The 15,823-nt window shown below is 45.3% G+C and carries 11 protein-coding genes; 2 read left to right on the top strand and 9 right to left on the bottom strand.

Features of this window, described 5'->3' with window-relative positions; translation table 11 throughout:
- Nucleotides 1-97: 97 nt before the first annotated feature.
- Both P2W70_RS22295 and P2W70_RS22290 read left to right on the top strand, forming a co-directional pair.
- Complete coding sequence (locus tag P2W70_RS22295) at nucleotides 98-400, top strand: hypothetical protein (protein ID WP_276483744.1); 303 nt, start codon at nucleotides 98-100, stop codon at nucleotides 398-400.
- Between the two features lie 12 nt (nucleotides 401-412).
- Complete coding sequence (locus tag P2W70_RS22290) at nucleotides 413-2,527, top strand: protein kinase/lanthionine synthetase C family protein (protein ID WP_276483743.1); 2,115 nt, start codon at nucleotides 413-415, stop codon at nucleotides 2,525-2,527.
- Between the two features lie 197 nt (nucleotides 2,528-2,724).
- Here P2W70_RS22290 and P2W70_RS22285 read toward each other — a convergent pair whose 3' ends face one another.
- From P2W70_RS22285 to P2W70_RS22245, 9 genes are all read right to left on the bottom strand, one after another.
- Entirely contained in the window at nucleotides 2,725-3,576 is an 852-nt protein-coding gene (locus tag P2W70_RS22285) for a hypothetical protein (protein WP_276483742.1), read from the bottom strand.
- A 16-nt stretch (nucleotides 3,577-3,592) separates the two neighbouring features.
- Entirely contained in the window at nucleotides 3,593-4,090 is a 498-nt protein-coding gene (locus tag P2W70_RS22280) for a hypothetical protein (protein ID WP_276483741.1), read from the bottom strand.
- A 12-nt stretch (nucleotides 4,091-4,102) separates the two neighbouring features.
- Nucleotides 4,103-5,257, bottom strand: coding sequence for a DUF4221 family protein (locus tag P2W70_RS22275; RefSeq protein WP_276483740.1), 1,155 nt, complete (start codon nucleotides 5,255-5,257; stop codon nucleotides 4,103-4,105).
- A gap of 104 nt (nucleotides 5,258-5,361) precedes the next feature.
- A complete protein-coding gene (locus P2W70_RS22270; protein ID WP_276483739.1) occupies nucleotides 5,362-5,658 on the bottom strand; it encodes a hypothetical protein in 297 nt (98 codons plus the stop codon).
- Between the two features lie 172 nt (nucleotides 5,659-5,830).
- The gene (locus P2W70_RS22265; protein WP_276483738.1) at nucleotides 5,831-8,401 is read right to left on the bottom strand and encodes a metallophosphoesterase; all 2,571 of its coding nucleotides are present in this window, start codon (nucleotides 8,399-8,401) and stop codon (nucleotides 5,831-5,833) included.
- Between the two features lie 26 nt (nucleotides 8,402-8,427).
- Nucleotides 8,428-9,888 (bottom strand): RagB/SusD family nutrient uptake outer membrane protein, encoded by a 1,461-nt coding sequence (locus P2W70_RS22260; protein ID WP_276483737.1) that lies wholly within the window; start codon nucleotides 9,886-9,888, stop codon nucleotides 8,428-8,430.
- Between the two features lie 19 nt (nucleotides 9,889-9,907).
- Nucleotides 9,908-13,351 carry a SusC/RagA family TonB-linked outer membrane protein gene (locus tag P2W70_RS22255; RefSeq protein WP_276483736.1) on the bottom strand — a complete coding sequence of 1,148 codons (3,444 nt, stop codon included), beginning with the start codon at nucleotides 13,349-13,351 and terminating at the stop codon, nucleotides 9,908-9,910.
- Between the two features lie 225 nt (nucleotides 13,352-13,576).
- Complete coding sequence (locus P2W70_RS22250) at nucleotides 13,577-14,839, bottom strand: FecR family protein (RefSeq protein WP_276483735.1); 1,263 nt, start codon at nucleotides 14,837-14,839, stop codon at nucleotides 13,577-13,579.
- 325 nt (nucleotides 14,840-15,164) lie between these two features.
- Nucleotides 15,165-15,761, bottom strand: a complete 597-nt coding sequence (locus P2W70_RS22245) for an RNA polymerase sigma factor (protein WP_276483734.1) — start codon at nucleotides 15,759-15,761, stop codon at nucleotides 15,165-15,167.
- Nucleotides 15,762-15,823: the final 62 nt, after the last annotated feature.

Raw genomic sequence — 15,823 nt, 5'->3', positions numbered from 1 at the left:
AAACTTAATATTAGACTGCAATAATACTGCAGTGGTGGGGTGTAACTTCAATAGCGATTCGCGTTAGTTTTTTCAACATTATTAAACTGAATCCTGTATGCAAGCAGATTTTATTATCCGCATCCAGAACATTGACCGTTTGATACGGATCAAGGGGACTGGCACGCCCGATGAGTTTGCGGAACGCCTGGGTATTTCCCGGAGGTGCCTGTATGATTGTTTGAATAAAATGAAAAGTGGTGGTGCACCTATTAAGTATGATCACTACCGATCTACCTTCTATTATGTCGAAGAGGGCGTTTTTAAAATTGATTTCTCATTTTGTAAATCGAGGGTTGCCAGTAGTCTGCGCAGTGTGGCTAGTTATGCCGGTATTTATTTTGTTTTACTAGCTTCTTAATCAAACTTAACTATGGAAACACAAACATTGGTTGCTTCAGTAGTAGAGGAGGTACAGGAGCCTGCCTCGTTGGGAAAGGTGGAGAAGAAAAGCGGCAAGCGGATTGGGTTTAATTATATCATCATAAAGAGTCTCAAGGAGAGCCAAAAGAACGATGTTGTCAAATGTCTGTATATAAAAAGTCTGACCAATTTTGGTTTGTGTGTTATTAAAGAAGGCACACAAGGAGATAGTAAAGACGAACACGGTCGCGATATCCAGGACCGGTTGAAGTGGCAGAAGAAGTTACACGAACAACTGCAGGGTAAGTTGCGGATTCCACGGTGTTATGGCTCTTTTGAAGAGAACGGGAATTATTACCTGGTGATCGAGCGAATCAAGGGGGTACCGCTGTATAAACTGGTTAAGGGGCATCAGCGTGCATTGCGCGCAGCTTATCGGGAGAAGAATGCACTGGGTTTGAAGATGCTTCGGTACATGCGTAAAATGGCCTTGTTGATGGCAGGTATGCACCAGGAGAATATTATTCATCGTGACGTTACGCCGAATAACTTCATGATTCATGGTAATAAAGTGGGGCTAATCGATTTTGAGTTGAGCTATTCCCTTGACCTGGATTATCCGGCTCCCCCGTTTAAATTGGGGACTTATGGCTATATGTCGCCTGAGCAGCTGCGTACAGAAATACCTACCAAGGCGCAGGATGTGTATGCGTTGGGGGCTGTCTTTCTTTTTATGGTGACGGGGATTTCGACCAATAAGATCTTGTGTAGTGAGGAAGCCGGGTTGCAGCAACGGATAGCATTCTTTGTGCCGGATAAGGAATTGGCGGGGCTGTTGCAGCGGTGTCTCAAGGTGGATGCGGCGCAACGGCCGACGATAGCGGAGGTTATTGAGGTAATTGATAGGGTGATCGAAGCGCCTGCAACCAATGGGGAATTTATAGCGCCGGTTATTGATAAAGATGAGGTAAGGCAATTGGTGCAGCGATTTATTGGAACACTACACAGTGAGCTGTTGTGCGATCGAAATAGAGGATGGTTCTCGGAGCATCAGAAGATGCCGGTGAAGGTGGATAAGAATACCATTAATAAGGCTTGGTACGCAAGTTTGTACAACGGAGCGGCGGGTGTTATTTATTTCTTGAGTCAGGCGAAGGTAAATGGATTTGAAGTCGATGGATTTGAAGATGCTATTGAGCAAGGCATCGTTTTGATCAGGAAGAAATACATCGACAGGATTGAGCGGGCATCGCCAAGCTTGCATACGGGTGCGTCGGGTATTGCCCTGGCATTGTCTGAAGGCATGAGGAGTGGGGTGTTGGGGCATGACGCTGAGCTTGTAGAGTGGATCAATCTCTTATTGCAGGTACCTAACACCAGACTTAACTATTCTTCCGGGGTTGCTGGTCAGGGCATTGCCTATTTGGGGTGCCGGGATATAGTTTTGACAGATAAAATTCATCAGGCGACCAGTGCTTATGTTTCCTTATTGTTGGAAACGCAGGAAAAAGATGGGTCCTGGAATAGGGAAGGAGATGAGAAGAAGCGACGGGCTACCAAAGGGTATCATAACGGAGTTGCGGGAATAGTTGCTTTTCTATTGGAGTACAGTGCGCGATATGACGATCGGGCGGCGCTGCCTGCTGCAGAGGCTGGTTTGGCCTGGCTGATGCGGAAAGCTAATTGGAAAAGGGACAAAGTGGAATGGCTTTCTTCTCAAAAGAAGCGTATGGCGCCTTGGGTTCGTGAGGGGACAGCGGGTATCGCGGCTGCCTTTATAAATGCGTTTCAACGTACAGGGAATATAGTATTTAAGAGATTTGCCTATGGCGCCTTACATAGCTTTGAGGCGGAGTTAGTGGATGGGATGTTGAGTCAGGCTGATGGATTGAGTGGCTTGGGTGAGATTTACCTACAAGCTGCGAAAGTATTTGGAGACGATCAGTGGTTCCATCGTGCAGAATGGATAGTGCAGGTAATTTTGAACCTTCGCAGGGATGATGAAGCGGCAGGCCCTTTTTGGTTGGTGGAGGGGGAGCGGAAGCCTGTAGCAGATTTGATGGTCGGGAATACGGGTGTGGCGCTTTTTCTGATGAAGTGGGTACGGGTTAATCAGAATACTTAGAATTCCGTTGCAACCCGCAATTAATCTCTCCCCATAGAGCCGCAGTTCGCGGCTCTATTAAGCTTAAGGGCCATTTGCCTGATCGCAAGGTTTACTGTTTGGGGGTAACTATTGGATAGTTGTGTTTTCCCGTATGTCTATTTACACAACTCGACCTTCTGTTTGTCTGCATGAGCTGTAGGGGTTTTGTAGTCTTGTTAGGAGCTGGCAGATTTGGCCGTGTTTATGATTCGGCTACGATACGTATTTCCATTGAAGTAGACCTGGGCAAAATGAGCCCCTTCATCAGTGGCAGCCGCATTGATCCATACCGCTACAGATTGTTTGGGCTGGGGCTGTGTTGGTGGTTGATGGGTTGCATAAAGTATGGCGGAGGTGCCAAAAAAAGGCAGGTATGAAACCGGGAGGTGGCAGGTTGATGCTGCTGATGCAGAGAATGATGTTCTGCTGTCGGATAGTGGGTTAATAAGTTGGTTTAACTCTGTTAAGGATACAGGGTTATTGGCTACGTAGGATAATGTTGTATCGTGTAGGATAGTCATATTCCCTATTTTTTCTATGACATTTTTGGTCTTAAGCCAGTTCCATATTTCCTTGTTTCCCTGATACAGAGCGGTGGTGGATTGATGTAAAAGAGGCGCGTCGGGATATTCTGGATGATGAAGTGCCCACTCATCCTTTAGGTCAACGAGATGGCCTGGATTCAATATAATGTGCAAATAGCTGTTTTCAACTTTTGCCTTTTCCTCCAAAGAGTACAGCAGCCAAAGGCAATTGCTGATATTGTCGCCTTCAAAGGTGTCAATGAATAGAATAATATCATGGTTTTTGGGTTTCCATTGATATTTGTTGTCGATGATATTGCTCTTGATCAGCTTTCGTCTAAGCGGTAGGAAGTTTAGCTTGTGAATAGTCAGTGCCACCAGGTACTGCTTGCGCTCAAATTCACAAGGCTCCTGAAGCAATTTGTCCTTGACCCTGATCGGAAATGAACGTGCTTTGCCCGTACTACTGGGTGCCCGGAGCATGATGTTGGGTGTTTTGAACATATTGTTGATTATGGTTTTAGAAGAACGATTGAAGCTGTTGTTTTACATTGTCGGGGTAGACCCTGGATTTTGCAGTGATCTTTTGGTTGGTTCCATAATAGATTACCGGCTCATCGTCAAATAGGGCGTTGTTTTTCATCAGGCCAATCGTGTCTAAAGCTAGCCGTTTTATACCTGTTGGCAACCTCAGTTTATGTTCCTGGAAATATCCGTCTATATGTTTTTTGCCCCCATTGCCAGCAATGATAATATAGTGGTTTGTTTTAAGGTGATCTTTGTGTTTCATGAATCCCACAAGAATCTTTTTTCGGCAGGAGGGACAGGTGATATCGATAGGAAGGATCAATACCGACAAAGAGTCGTTGCTGGGGATACTCCCGAATAGCGTAGTGAGTTTTGCGTAGATAGGTATTTGTTGCCCCGCAACGATCGCTTCCATTTCTATGTTGCCATCTTTGTCTTTGCACGAACCTGCTATGATTGCCATCAAGATCAGGAGATAGTAGCTTTTCATCCGTATAAAGCGTTATAATTTTGATAGTTGGGAGTTGATTTCGTTGTATTCTATCCTGACAAAGTGTAAAAAATTTTCATCTTTATTGCTGACCTGCGCATAAATCCTGCCGTCTGGAAGAAATAGCAGGGTTTTATAGACATAATCCCCTAAAAATGGGCATTCTCCGATAACGCGCATATGCTCATCCAGTACAATGATGCTTTCTTTCCTTTTTTCTACTCCCTTGTCATATGCTTCATTAGACAATTTGGCCCGGGCCAGCCTCCAATATCGTTTTCTGTATTTGTCGTAAAAAAGAGGACCATATACATCTCTTGTGACATATTCCCTGAAGCCTTTGTCCTTTTCGACGATCTCTTTCGAAATGGTCTCCGGTTGATAAGAGAAAGATTTGCTCTTAGCATAATATCCCCTCGTAAGGCCATTTAGATTCGTTTCATAAATCTTGAAATCTGCCGGAAAACTGAAAACAATATGCCCGCTATCATTGATACAATAGCTATATTCAAAATATCGATCGGTGAAATAATTTGTCCAATAAATAGGGGGCAGGTTGAGGTACATCTTCTTTTTATCATCCTTGATATCGATCCCGTATAATAACTTCCAGTTTTTGACTGCTGATAAGGATGTTTCTTCCACGAAAGGCCTGACTGCCATATAAATCGTGTCTTTGACCTGAAATGCAGGGGCGATATTATCATGGTAGGCAAAAGCACTGACATCGTCTTTTAAAGTGTACGTAGATAACAAACTTGGTTGGCTGTTGATGAGGTGGAGGCGATTCATTTCCGTAACGAAAATGCTGTCCAGCGATTTGATGAAGATCGATACTTTGTAAAGCTTTATGTGGGGAAAGACTCGCTTGATATCAATCCTTTTGAAGTGACTTTGGTTATCGAAGTCGAAGAGGTTTATACTCTGTGATCGTTTATCGTAGAATGTCAGATAGCCTTTATTGTCTATTTTGTTATATCCTATCGTGCTAAATTGATTGAATGTACTGTCTGATAGTGCGAAATGGAGTGTGTCAGTAGTAGTGGTGATCCTGATCGACTCATTGTAGGCAGGTTCTGTGAATGAGTATTCCTGGTAGGTGGTTTGGGGCGTATTTTCGCAGCCAAACAGGAGATACAGAAAAAATAGCGTGAAGGCACGTTTCATGAGCTGGGTAGTGGAGGTGAAAATTGAGGATAATAGTGATCGACAAACAAAACCTTCTCGGGATGAGAAAGTTTTGTTCGTGTTTTTTTGCTCTGGTAAATCGGCTATTTGGTAGTTGTGTTTCCGGTCGTTTGAACTTGAACGCCGTTTACAGTTACCCAGCTATTGTCTTCTCCTGCCTGTGTAGTTTGTGAGTCTGCTGCAGTTGAAGCATTACAAGCTTTGTCATTTATCTGTGCTGTCGGTGTACAAGTTAATACGTTGGCGTCTGTACCAGCTTGACTAATAGAACCTTGCACGCGTAGGTCGGCAGGTTTTGTTGGGATGATAGCAGCTGTAACTGCAGAGGCGCCCATGAGCACCAGGCTAAGAATTGATACGCTTTTGAAATTGAGTTTCATAAATAATGATTTAAAAGTTAATGAAGCATTCAATGGCCATTGAAATTGGTTTCATTTTTAAAATTAGAATCTGAGCGTGCAGGAAGAATGCACGTGAATGTTAACTTCTTAAATCATCATTGTTTAGCTGTCCTGTGTTGTGGCGTTTTATGCCTGATATAATTGGTAAGTGCTAATATGCTTTAAATAATGGGATTCTTTCTCCAAGGTTATTGACCCGATAGTATTTATTACCTTCAATGAGTAGCGCTTCTGAATTTCCGGCACTATGTTTTGTATCGATGTTGATTAGTTTGTTGTTATAGTGCGATGATACGGTATCAGACACGATCGTGTGTCCGGTGATGATCTTGGACGCTTTCCATTTTTTTAGTAACCTGTCGAAGTGTTCCTGGGATGGTTTTTGGACGGTGAATTTTGTGGTAGTATCGTTTCCGAGCTGTAAGCGTTCAGAATCTGTATAGTATTGACGATACCATAAGGGACCTGTTGCAGGATGGAAAATGGCCCGGGAGAGGGTGTCTGATTTGGGCAAATCATTCCACTTGGTGCCGATCGATTGGCGATATTGGTTGTTGATTTCATCGAGGTTGGAATTTGCAACCTCGCTCGTAAACTCAATTCCCAGTCCTCCATGCACAAAAATCAGGCTATCGATTTGTTCTACGATGTTTTTAGTTCTCAACCATTTGCCCAAAATAGAATGGGGAGGGTATAACGTAATTCCTTGTGATTTCAGGTCGTTCGCGGTTTGGGTATATTTTTTTTGTGCATATCGGCTATTTCCTTGTAGGTTCATTACGTCGTGATTGCCCATAATGAAATGTACATAACCACCCATTTCAATAGCTTGTAGTTCTAGTTTGTAAATAAGCCAAAGACATTCCGTAACCTGTTCTCCCCGATCAAAAACGTCGCCACATATGACGAAATGTCCGTTACCAAAGCTCCAGTTCAAATTGGTGTCGATGATATGGTTCGCAACCAATAGTTTTCTGAATGCCGCAAAGTTTCCCTCTATGTCTGAAAGGGCGAAAATGGAAGTGGGATTTTTATAGTAGGAAGGCTGTTTTTTTACATTGTTCGCAACACGAAATGAAAATACTTTTTTAAGTTGGTCTGTTGCAACAGACACGTCTTCATCGCTGGTAATTATTTGAGAGTCGATTTGGTGCTGGTTTCTGGTTATTTTTAAAAGTTTTGAGTTGCCTTGTTCGTACAGGTAGGGACCGTCAAATTGGTTCTGGCGAATAGTCGAAATGTATTGGATCAAACTGTCTGGATTGCTTTTCAGGGAAGCGGGACGCATGGTGGGCGTTAACAATTGCCCAAATGGGTCGATAAACTGAAGTGTTGGATAACTTGTTACATCCATCTGAGTAATAAATTGATGATTCTCTTGTTGCCCCTGTGTGAATAAATGAATTCCCGTTGGGGAGGTGTATTGTCCCTTCTTAATACTTTGTTGCCAGGTCGATTTGTTTCCGTCTATGGATACTTTGAGAAATACTACATTGGTGTCGTCTCTAAAGTGGTCCTCTGCTTTTTGAATTGTTTTTGCGGTTTGTATACAGCCCGCACAGCCGGTGAACCAATACTCGATGATGCCAATTTTGTCTTTTAGGATGGTATTGGTTACAGTGTTGCCATTGGGGTCCTCCAAATCAAAGTCGGGAATTTTCCGGCCATTGATGATACGGCGCAGGCGTGACTCTTTTGACTTTAAATATTGTTTGCACTCCTCCGATTGACTACTGGAATAATAATCTTTCAGGTAAGTTTCCAGCTCTTTGGTGAAGCCAAACTCCTTGAGTAAGTGTTTGTAAAGGAAATCGATGATGAATTGCTCTTTGTTAAGGCCAACATAGTGGTCGATTCCTTTTTGATAACAGGTAATCCAGGTATTGTACTTCGCCTGATAGGTAGAGTCGGTTCGGTTGAAATTGTAAGTTCGATGTATGCTAAAAAGAATGGGTTTCCAGTTTCCGTAAATGATGGTGGAGCAGAACTGGAATCGGCTATTCGTCGCAGGGTAGTAAAGTGAGTCGTAGATCTTGCATAAGATTTTGCCTGGGATTTTTTGGGTTTTAGCCAGGCCAAAAACCAAATTGTAGAATTTGTCCGAACGATCATCTATATTTTGATCTATCATGAGTGCCCGAAGCAGGGTATAGCTGTATTTTGACAATTTTGCCTGATAGTGCGAAAGGATGGAGTCTTTTCCCGCTACTAGCTTGTTAAGATAGGCGTCCCATTCATAATAATCGTCGATAGAGGTGGTTATATAGTCGCGCGTATTGTTGGGTAGAGGGATAGATTTTTGAAACTGGTCGATTTTCTCAAGTAGTTCAAACTTGATGGCCCCCTTGCCGGTAGCAGCGACTTTCTCCGGGGTTACATGGAATGTGATGTTGTCACCGGGTTCTAATAGAAGGGCTCTGTATTTAAATCTGCTGGAAAGCGATTCGAGTGACAGGTAATGTGGTGAATTGGTAGCAAAGGAATAGGTCGGTATTGGGTTTTCCGCACTACGGGCGATAGGTTCCCAGTCTCTTTCCTGGCCAATAATCTCGGCTTTTGATAGAAGTAGTTGCTGGGTTGTGCTGTCTGATGATAGAATTTTTATGGTTATGTGATCTTTTGTATTTGTTTGTTGGGTTGGATGGGATTTGAGAATTTCAGCTGTTGTGTCCAGCTTGAGAAATTGAAGTACGAGTAGTGCGATTGTAAGTATATCAGTCATGCCGGGATTATTTTATGGGTTGGCGTTTAATAGGCTGGGTTCTGTGAAATACCGCCCAGTTTTACGTCATTCGGTGGTATAGGAGCAATTGATTTATCGTTTGGATAGGGGAGGTCTTTAGGTGATCCGGGTAGCGCATCAACCCGATGTACTCCTTGTTTCCACCTTTGTAAGTCGGACATGCGTAAACCCTCGAAAGCAAGCTCTTTTCTTCTTTCCTTATAGATAGAGTCGATTAGTGCATTGCCTATCGGAGCTATGGGCAGGTTGTTGGGGTTTGCCCTTAACCTGACTGCGTTGAGGTACTCTTGTGCGGTGCTGGAATTGCCTGTCTTTGCCGCACATTCTGCAACAATTAGATACAGCTCAGAACTCCTGATGATCGGTTCGTAGTAGGATGCTGTGGGTTGACTAAGTGCAGGGGACACCTCCGGAGCTACATTTTCGGGGAATTTTGTTACCATCCATGAATCCCCGAGGGGTTGTACCCATTTGCAACGAATATCCAACGTGTCTTCTCGTAGCATACTGGCAATGTCACTAGTTGCATACCAGTTTAGGTATTTCTTGAGGTATACACCTAAAAACGTAGTAGCGCCGAGAGAGGGGCCTCCCTGAGGACTTAACTGGAGTATAGTTTCAGCTTTTTTGTTTTGACCATCGAACATAAAGATACGGGCGGGATAGCCTTCCGTGATTTGTAGTAGTGGGTGGTTTTTAATCACGGATAGGGCGTTTTGCTCCGCTTTTGCAAAATCTTCTTTAAACAGAAGTATACGCGATAATAAGGCAATGACGGATTCCTTATTAAATACTCTGGGATCGGTTAGGTTGATCGGTAAATATGCCTGTGCGCGTTCTAAATCTTCGATCATGTTTTTGTAAACTTCTCGGACGGAAATTCTTGGGAAATTTTCGGCCACATTGGAGGATGTGATGTAAGGAATCCCCGGATGTGAGCCATCGGCGCTGTAAGTGTAGTGCTGCGCAAAAACCATGGAGAGCTTTAAGTGAAGGAAAGCTCGCAAGGCAAGGGCCTGGCCTCTGATGGTATTTATGAGTGTAGGATTTTCGCTTTGGTATTTCGCTGCCTCTTCCAGAATGTAATTGCAGTTTCTGATGATTCGGTAGCCATTTTTCCACATCGGATTAGCTGATCTGGCCTTTGGGTCAGCGCCAAAGTATGCTTGCCCATCCCGGGTGTCGACTTCCTGTTGCCAGTTGTAATGGAAAAATAGCGTTTTGCCGCCATCAACGGGTTTTAGATTGTCCGATATGATCTCTGCGTATCCACTGCCAACACCATGTTGAAAGACAGCCGCAAATTCCTGTAGCATTCCTGTGTTATAGGCTCCCAGCGTTGCGGCATCCTTTATAGCGTTTTGCCTGTAAAGATTGCTGTTGTCATTGATGTCGAGAAATGATTTAGTGCAAGCTGAGTATAAAAATGAAATGGAGAATAGTATTGATAGGTGGTATAGTTTCATGTTTCTTGTTTTTGGGCAATTAGAATGTTGCGTTGATGCCTGCGGAGTAAACTTTTTGTAGCGGGTAGGGCGATGATGAGGTTCCTGGGTAACCTACAGTCTCGGGATCGTAGCCTGGATATTTTGTCCAGGTTTTCAGGTTGTTACCCTGTAGAAAGATCCGCAGGCTTGTTAACCTGAGCTTTTGTGCCAGGCTTTGAGAAACTGTGTATGCGAGTCTTATGTTGGACAGTTTGATGAAATCGCCATCGTACAAATACCGGGTTGATATTTGGGATCCATTATCAGTCTCTGTGGGCGTTGTGCCAAACAGTATTCTCCTGGGATTAGGGGCAAGGTCTCCTGGTTTTTGCCATCTGTTGAGGGCTTCCCGACTTTGGTTGAGAAATGGGTCTAAGCCGTCAGATAGAAGAGCTTGTGATTTGTAGAGATCATAGATCTGGAATCCATACTGGTAGTAAAACATGAAGGATAATTCCCATCCCTTGTAATTCAGGGTATTCGTAAACGCCCCGATCGCGTCAGGTTGAGGTTTGCCTACAAACTCGCTTTTGGCTGCATTGCTATTGGTGGAGGGTTTTCCTGTGGAGTCGTACCATTGGGGTCTGCCACTTCCCTGGTCAACCCCGGCCCACCTTTTCATATAAAATGAATTGTAATTTCTGCCTTCTTCGTTGGTTAGATAAGTACCGGCAACATTCTCTATCGGGAAATAGGCTTTGATCAGACGATTGGTGTTTCTGCTCCAGTTAGCAGTAACGTTCCAGGTTAATTGCTTTTGACGAATGATGTCTAGGCTAACGGAGAGTTCAATGCCCCTGTTGTTGAGGTCTCCCAGGTTGCTGGAAAAGTAGCTGTAACCACTCGAGAATGGTACGTTGATGTTATTTACAATCAGATCAGTCGTTTTACGATTGTAGTAGTCTGCTGTAACGGCAAGTCTGGAGTTGTAAAACTTGATTTCCAGGCCGGCATCCCAGGTGAGCGTTTTTTCCCATCTAATCGTCGGGTTACCTGGATTTAGAGAGATACTGGAGAATATGGTATTCTGGGAAAGATAGTTTCTGAGTAAAACCGGATCTTGGTGCAGGAAGCTGGCCATAGAAGCTGAATTGCCTGCAGAGCCAATGCTGCCCCTGATTTTCAGGTAGTCTATTATTTTGCTGGTGCTGGCGAGGAAGTTTTCTTCAGAGATCACCCAGGCAGCGCCCATTGACCAATGGTTGCCAAACTGATTTTTACTTCCAAATAGGGAAGAGCCGTCTCGGCGGATGCTACCTGAGAAAAGGTATTTTGTGTTGAAGTTATAATTTAGTTGTCCGAAATAAGAGAGCAGGTTTTGTTTTGAAATGCTCCCTTCGCCTATACTAATAGTGCCCAGGTTTAGTTGCTCTGCTTCTGGATTGGTGGTGATGTTGTCTCTTTTTAAAGTCAGGCTTTTGTTGTTGAATAATTGAGCTTCGTGTCCCAGTAAAATATTGATATTATGCTTGTTGCCAAATTGCCGGGAGTACCGTAGTATATTGGTGGTGATCAGGTTGGCGTAGCGGATTTGACGTTCCTGAATACTGCCCGTGCCTACAGATAGGTCGCCTGAAGCTAAAGAGGGGTGGTTTTTTTGCATGGCTTCTGTCAGCATGAAATTAATTCCTATGTTGGTGCTGAATGTCAGCTGTTTCAGCAGGTTTAATTCGGCATAGAATTTTACAACGCTCCGATACGATCTGTTTCTATTGATGTTAAGTTTTGATTGCATGAGGGGGTTGGCAATCTGATTGGAGTTTGAACCAATGCTGCTTGACGGCGCAAATCCCCAGGAATAGTTATTAATGTAGTTGCCCGATTGGTCTAAGAGCGCGTTTAGGGGAGACATGCTGGTGGTTAATGCGTAGCTAGCTCCCTGGGAGTTGAAATCTTGTACGGAATAGGATAGGGTAGAGTTTAGTCCGTATTTCAACCAGCTTGCCGGGCGATTCTCAAAGTTGAACCGCATCGAGCTTCTGTCAAATCCTGTTGCTTTTTCTATGCCGTTTTGTGTAAGGTGTTCGAGGTTAAAATAGAATATGCTTTTGTCGGTGCCGCCAGAGATCGACAGCTCGTTGGTGATGCTGGCTGCTCCCTTGTTGTAAAGTGCCTTTTCCCAGTTGGGAGCAGGTAAAAAGCTGGAATCGCCCCGGCTATCCACCTGATATGGGAATTTTTGGAGAAGGTCGGTTTTAATGCGGTCGTCCGTCCAATACCCGGGGTCTGTGTTTCTATAAGTTTCATAGACAAGGTCTACGTATTCCTGTTGGTTGAGGGTTTTTATTCTACCTTTTTCAAGGTAACTCAGATCTGTCTGATGTCTGAAGTTATAGGTGGTTTTTCCAGCCTTCCCCTTTTTGGTGGTTACCAGTATAACTCCGTTTGACGCCTTTGATCCATATAGTGCGATTGCCGAAGCATCTTTCAGTACGGTGATGTTGTCGATGTCCGATGGGTTCAGCTGAGCCATCGGGTTATTGTAAACAATTGAAGTGGTGGCTATTTGAGCCCCCTCCTGCTGAACAGGTATCCCGTCGATCACAATAAGTGGATTTCGTGCTAAGCCTCCGCTTAACAAATCTCCTCCCGTTGCAATTCCCCGCAACACAAAATTCCCCAATCCACCGCCGGGCTGGCCGGTACCTTTCGTCACGAGCAGGCCAGGCACCATGCCTTGCAAGCCGCGCTCGAAGCTGCGGTTGGGGAGGTCGCGGATAGCGTCACCCTTGACGACGGTGATTGAAGCGACGTTTTTGCGCACAGTGGTGTGGTTGTATGCTACGACGATTCCTTCTTCCATCGTTTTTACGTTCGACTTCACCGTCGCCACTACCGAGCTCTTGCTGCCGATATTTACCTCATGCGTCTCGATGTTCACACCGGTGATGACGAGCGTAGCGTCATCCGGCACCTCGTCGAGCGAGAATTCACCGTTGTTGTCGGTGACGGTGTTAAACAATTTTTCACCTTTCACCTGCACGTGGGCGCCGGCTACCGGCTCACCCTGCTCGGTGAGCACTTTTCCGCGGACCTGTTTTTTTTTAAGGTTGCCGGAAAGGGTGGTGGTAACCTTTTCCGCGATCGCCTTGCTGGCCGGTAGGGAGATCGTCACTTGTTTGCCCTCGATTGAATAATGAAAGGGCTGCTGGGCAAAGATGGTCTTCAACGCCTCTGCAATAGGGGTGTTGCGGAAGGTCGCCGTTACTTTATTCGCCTGCTGGAGTGTCTCCTTGTTGTACACAAACGCAAAATTGGTTTGGCGTTTTAGTTCGTCTAATACGGTGATGAGTGGTTGCTGGTTGGCGGTCAGGGTCACGGCTTCGTTATCGTGGTAAGCACGTGCGCTTAACAATTGCAACAGGCAGAGGGTGGTCAAGATCCATAGGCGTCGATGTCGCAAGGGTGAAAATGAGCGAAGGCTGGCGGCAACTGAGATCATGCTTGAAAGTTTTGGGTTGTTTTGCTTGTTTTTTCAGTTTGCCGGAGCTGGACAATACAATACCGATCCGCCAATTAATGACAGAAAGTAGGCGCCCCGGCAAAGGTGGAATGATGATTTACAGAATTTGCAGCAAGCGTATAGCGTTTCGTTAGTGCGGAGTTCTTAGGATCTGGTTCTTTAAGCGGGTTGGTAGCAGCGTTAGGTGTTGTAGAGTGGCTGCTCCTACGGAGCCTTTTCGCGCACGATCACCGAGGAAGGTGCTTTCCACTCGTAAGTAGCATGGGTGATCTTACTAAGGCTTGCCAGTACACTGGCCAATGGTAATGTACGATAGATATCGCCACTTACGATGTCTTTGGGTGGGGAACCCTCATACACCACGGAGATATTGTACCAGCGGGCTACCTGGTTCATGACGTCCTGAATGGGCTCATCCTCGAAATGAAATAGCCCGGTTCTCCAGGAATAAGAATCTAGTAGCAGCCTTGGTGTACGGGCTGTCATGACGGTAGTGCCTCGTTGCTGGGTCGCTTCCTGACCGGGGCGCAACGTAAGGGTGCGGGAACCTCTGGGCCTGGTATTATCCAGACTCGATAACTGTACCGATCCTTCCACCAGACTAGTCGTGAACTCCTTTTCCTCCTTGTAAGCGCGTGTGTTGAAGACGGTTCCCAGGACGGTGATCGACTTCGAGTCGGGCAATTCCACTACGAATGGGCGCTGCGCATTTTTCGCTACCTCAAAAAACGCTTCGCCGCTCAGTATAACCCTTCTCTCGGTACCGGTAAAGGAAACCGGAAACTTCAATTCGGAATCATTGTTGAGCCAGACCTTTGTGCCATCGGCCAACAAAATGTTGAATACCCCGCCCTTGGGTACCGTCACCGTGTTGTACCGGTTGGTAGTGGTAGGAGTGGTTTCAGCAGCAAGGTATTCCAATTGACCGTTGCCCGTCAGGTTGATCCGCGTATCACCTTCATTGGCCAGTGCATGCACGGACTGGCTATCCAGGTTGATCGCTTCTCCCGTCGATAACACCAGGCGGGCCCTGGTGGCGGCCGGCAAAACGTCTTCTGCCGATACCGCGGATGCATATTGTACCTTATCGCTAACCAGCTTGGGCGATAATATAAAATACCAGGCAAGAAAGGCAGCCGCTACCAGCGATGCAGCAACGGCCATCCTTATATAGATGCGTGATGAATGGGCTTTGGTGGTTACAGGTATCGCTGGTATATCGTGTTCCTCCACAGCGGGCCTGTCGTAGTTGATCTGTAAAGGCCGTTTGTATTTACTCATCTGATCGAGTCCTGCCCGTAAATAATCCTGGGTCATCAGGTTCTCGATCTGTGCACGATGCTCGGCGCTCATATCCTTGATTTGCTCAAGGGCTGCGAGTTCATCGTCCGTGATCGAATCGTTGTGATACTTTTGAATCAATAAGCTGATGCGGTCGGCCAAATCCTTTTCTTGTTGATCAGACATCCTGCTGCTTTTTTAACGTTGCCAGTATACACGAGTAATTCGAAAAGAAGTAGTATCCGATTAGGTAGAAATCTTATAATGAGTTGTCCACACCGTTATGAACATGCTCTAAGTGGAGATACATAACAATAGGGTAATATCACAAGTAAATTCGTGTCTGAATAAGCTGTATAGTTGCGGTAGGTATTAATCATGACGAATAGGCGAAACGCGTGGTGCAGGTGTGTGTATTACAGTGTTGCTGATGTGTCGGTGGTAAAAGTAGAAATGATCGGACGGAAGTGTACGCCGATAACAGTTGTAAGATGGCATCGTAAGGGTAGGGTTACAGGAAGGGACGTATCAGCAAAGCTGCCAGGCTGGCCAGTATATTCTTTTCTGTGAATACGTTTTTAAGCTGTTCCAACGCCATCTGGCGTGTCTTGTGAACTGTAGCCGTGGTAATCTGCAATTTTTCGGCAATCTCTTCTGTGCGCAGGTTCTGCAGGTAATATAGTTGGATCACTTCTCGGCGGCGCTGTGGCAGCTTGTTGATCTCATCATGCAGTCGTTTCATCGTTTCTGCTTCAATGAGTGCGTGCAAAGCAGTACGTTCAAATTCCAGCCGCTCTTCCTGTTCTTGCAACAGCGTCAACTCCTCTTTGCGCACATGTACTCTTTTCTGCGCCCGCAAGTGATCATAAGCCGCATTGCGGCAGGTTACCCGGCAAAAAGCTTCTACCGCATCGAGGTCACCAAACCGTTCGCGAAGCCGGTAACATTTATTCAGGGTGTCTGCAACGACTTCTTCGGCGACCGCACTGTCGTGGATCAGTTGGTCTACAAAATAGCAGAGCTTTTTGTAGAAGCGGTGATACAACGCTTCAAAGGCGCCCGCATCGCCCTTTTGTATTAATGTTATGTGTAATGCTGCCGGTTGCATATGCCTTAACCAATATAAATAACAATCTAGTTGCCAATCGACATCTACCTGCTGCTGATACA

It is taken from the genome of Paraflavitalea pollutisoli (genome assembly GCF_029360705.1).
In the GTDB taxonomy this organism is placed as follows: domain Bacteria; phylum Bacteroidota; class Bacteroidia; order Chitinophagales; family Chitinophagaceae; genus Paraflavitalea; species Paraflavitalea pollutisoli.
This window is presented reverse-complemented; position numbering and strand designations above follow the sequence as displayed.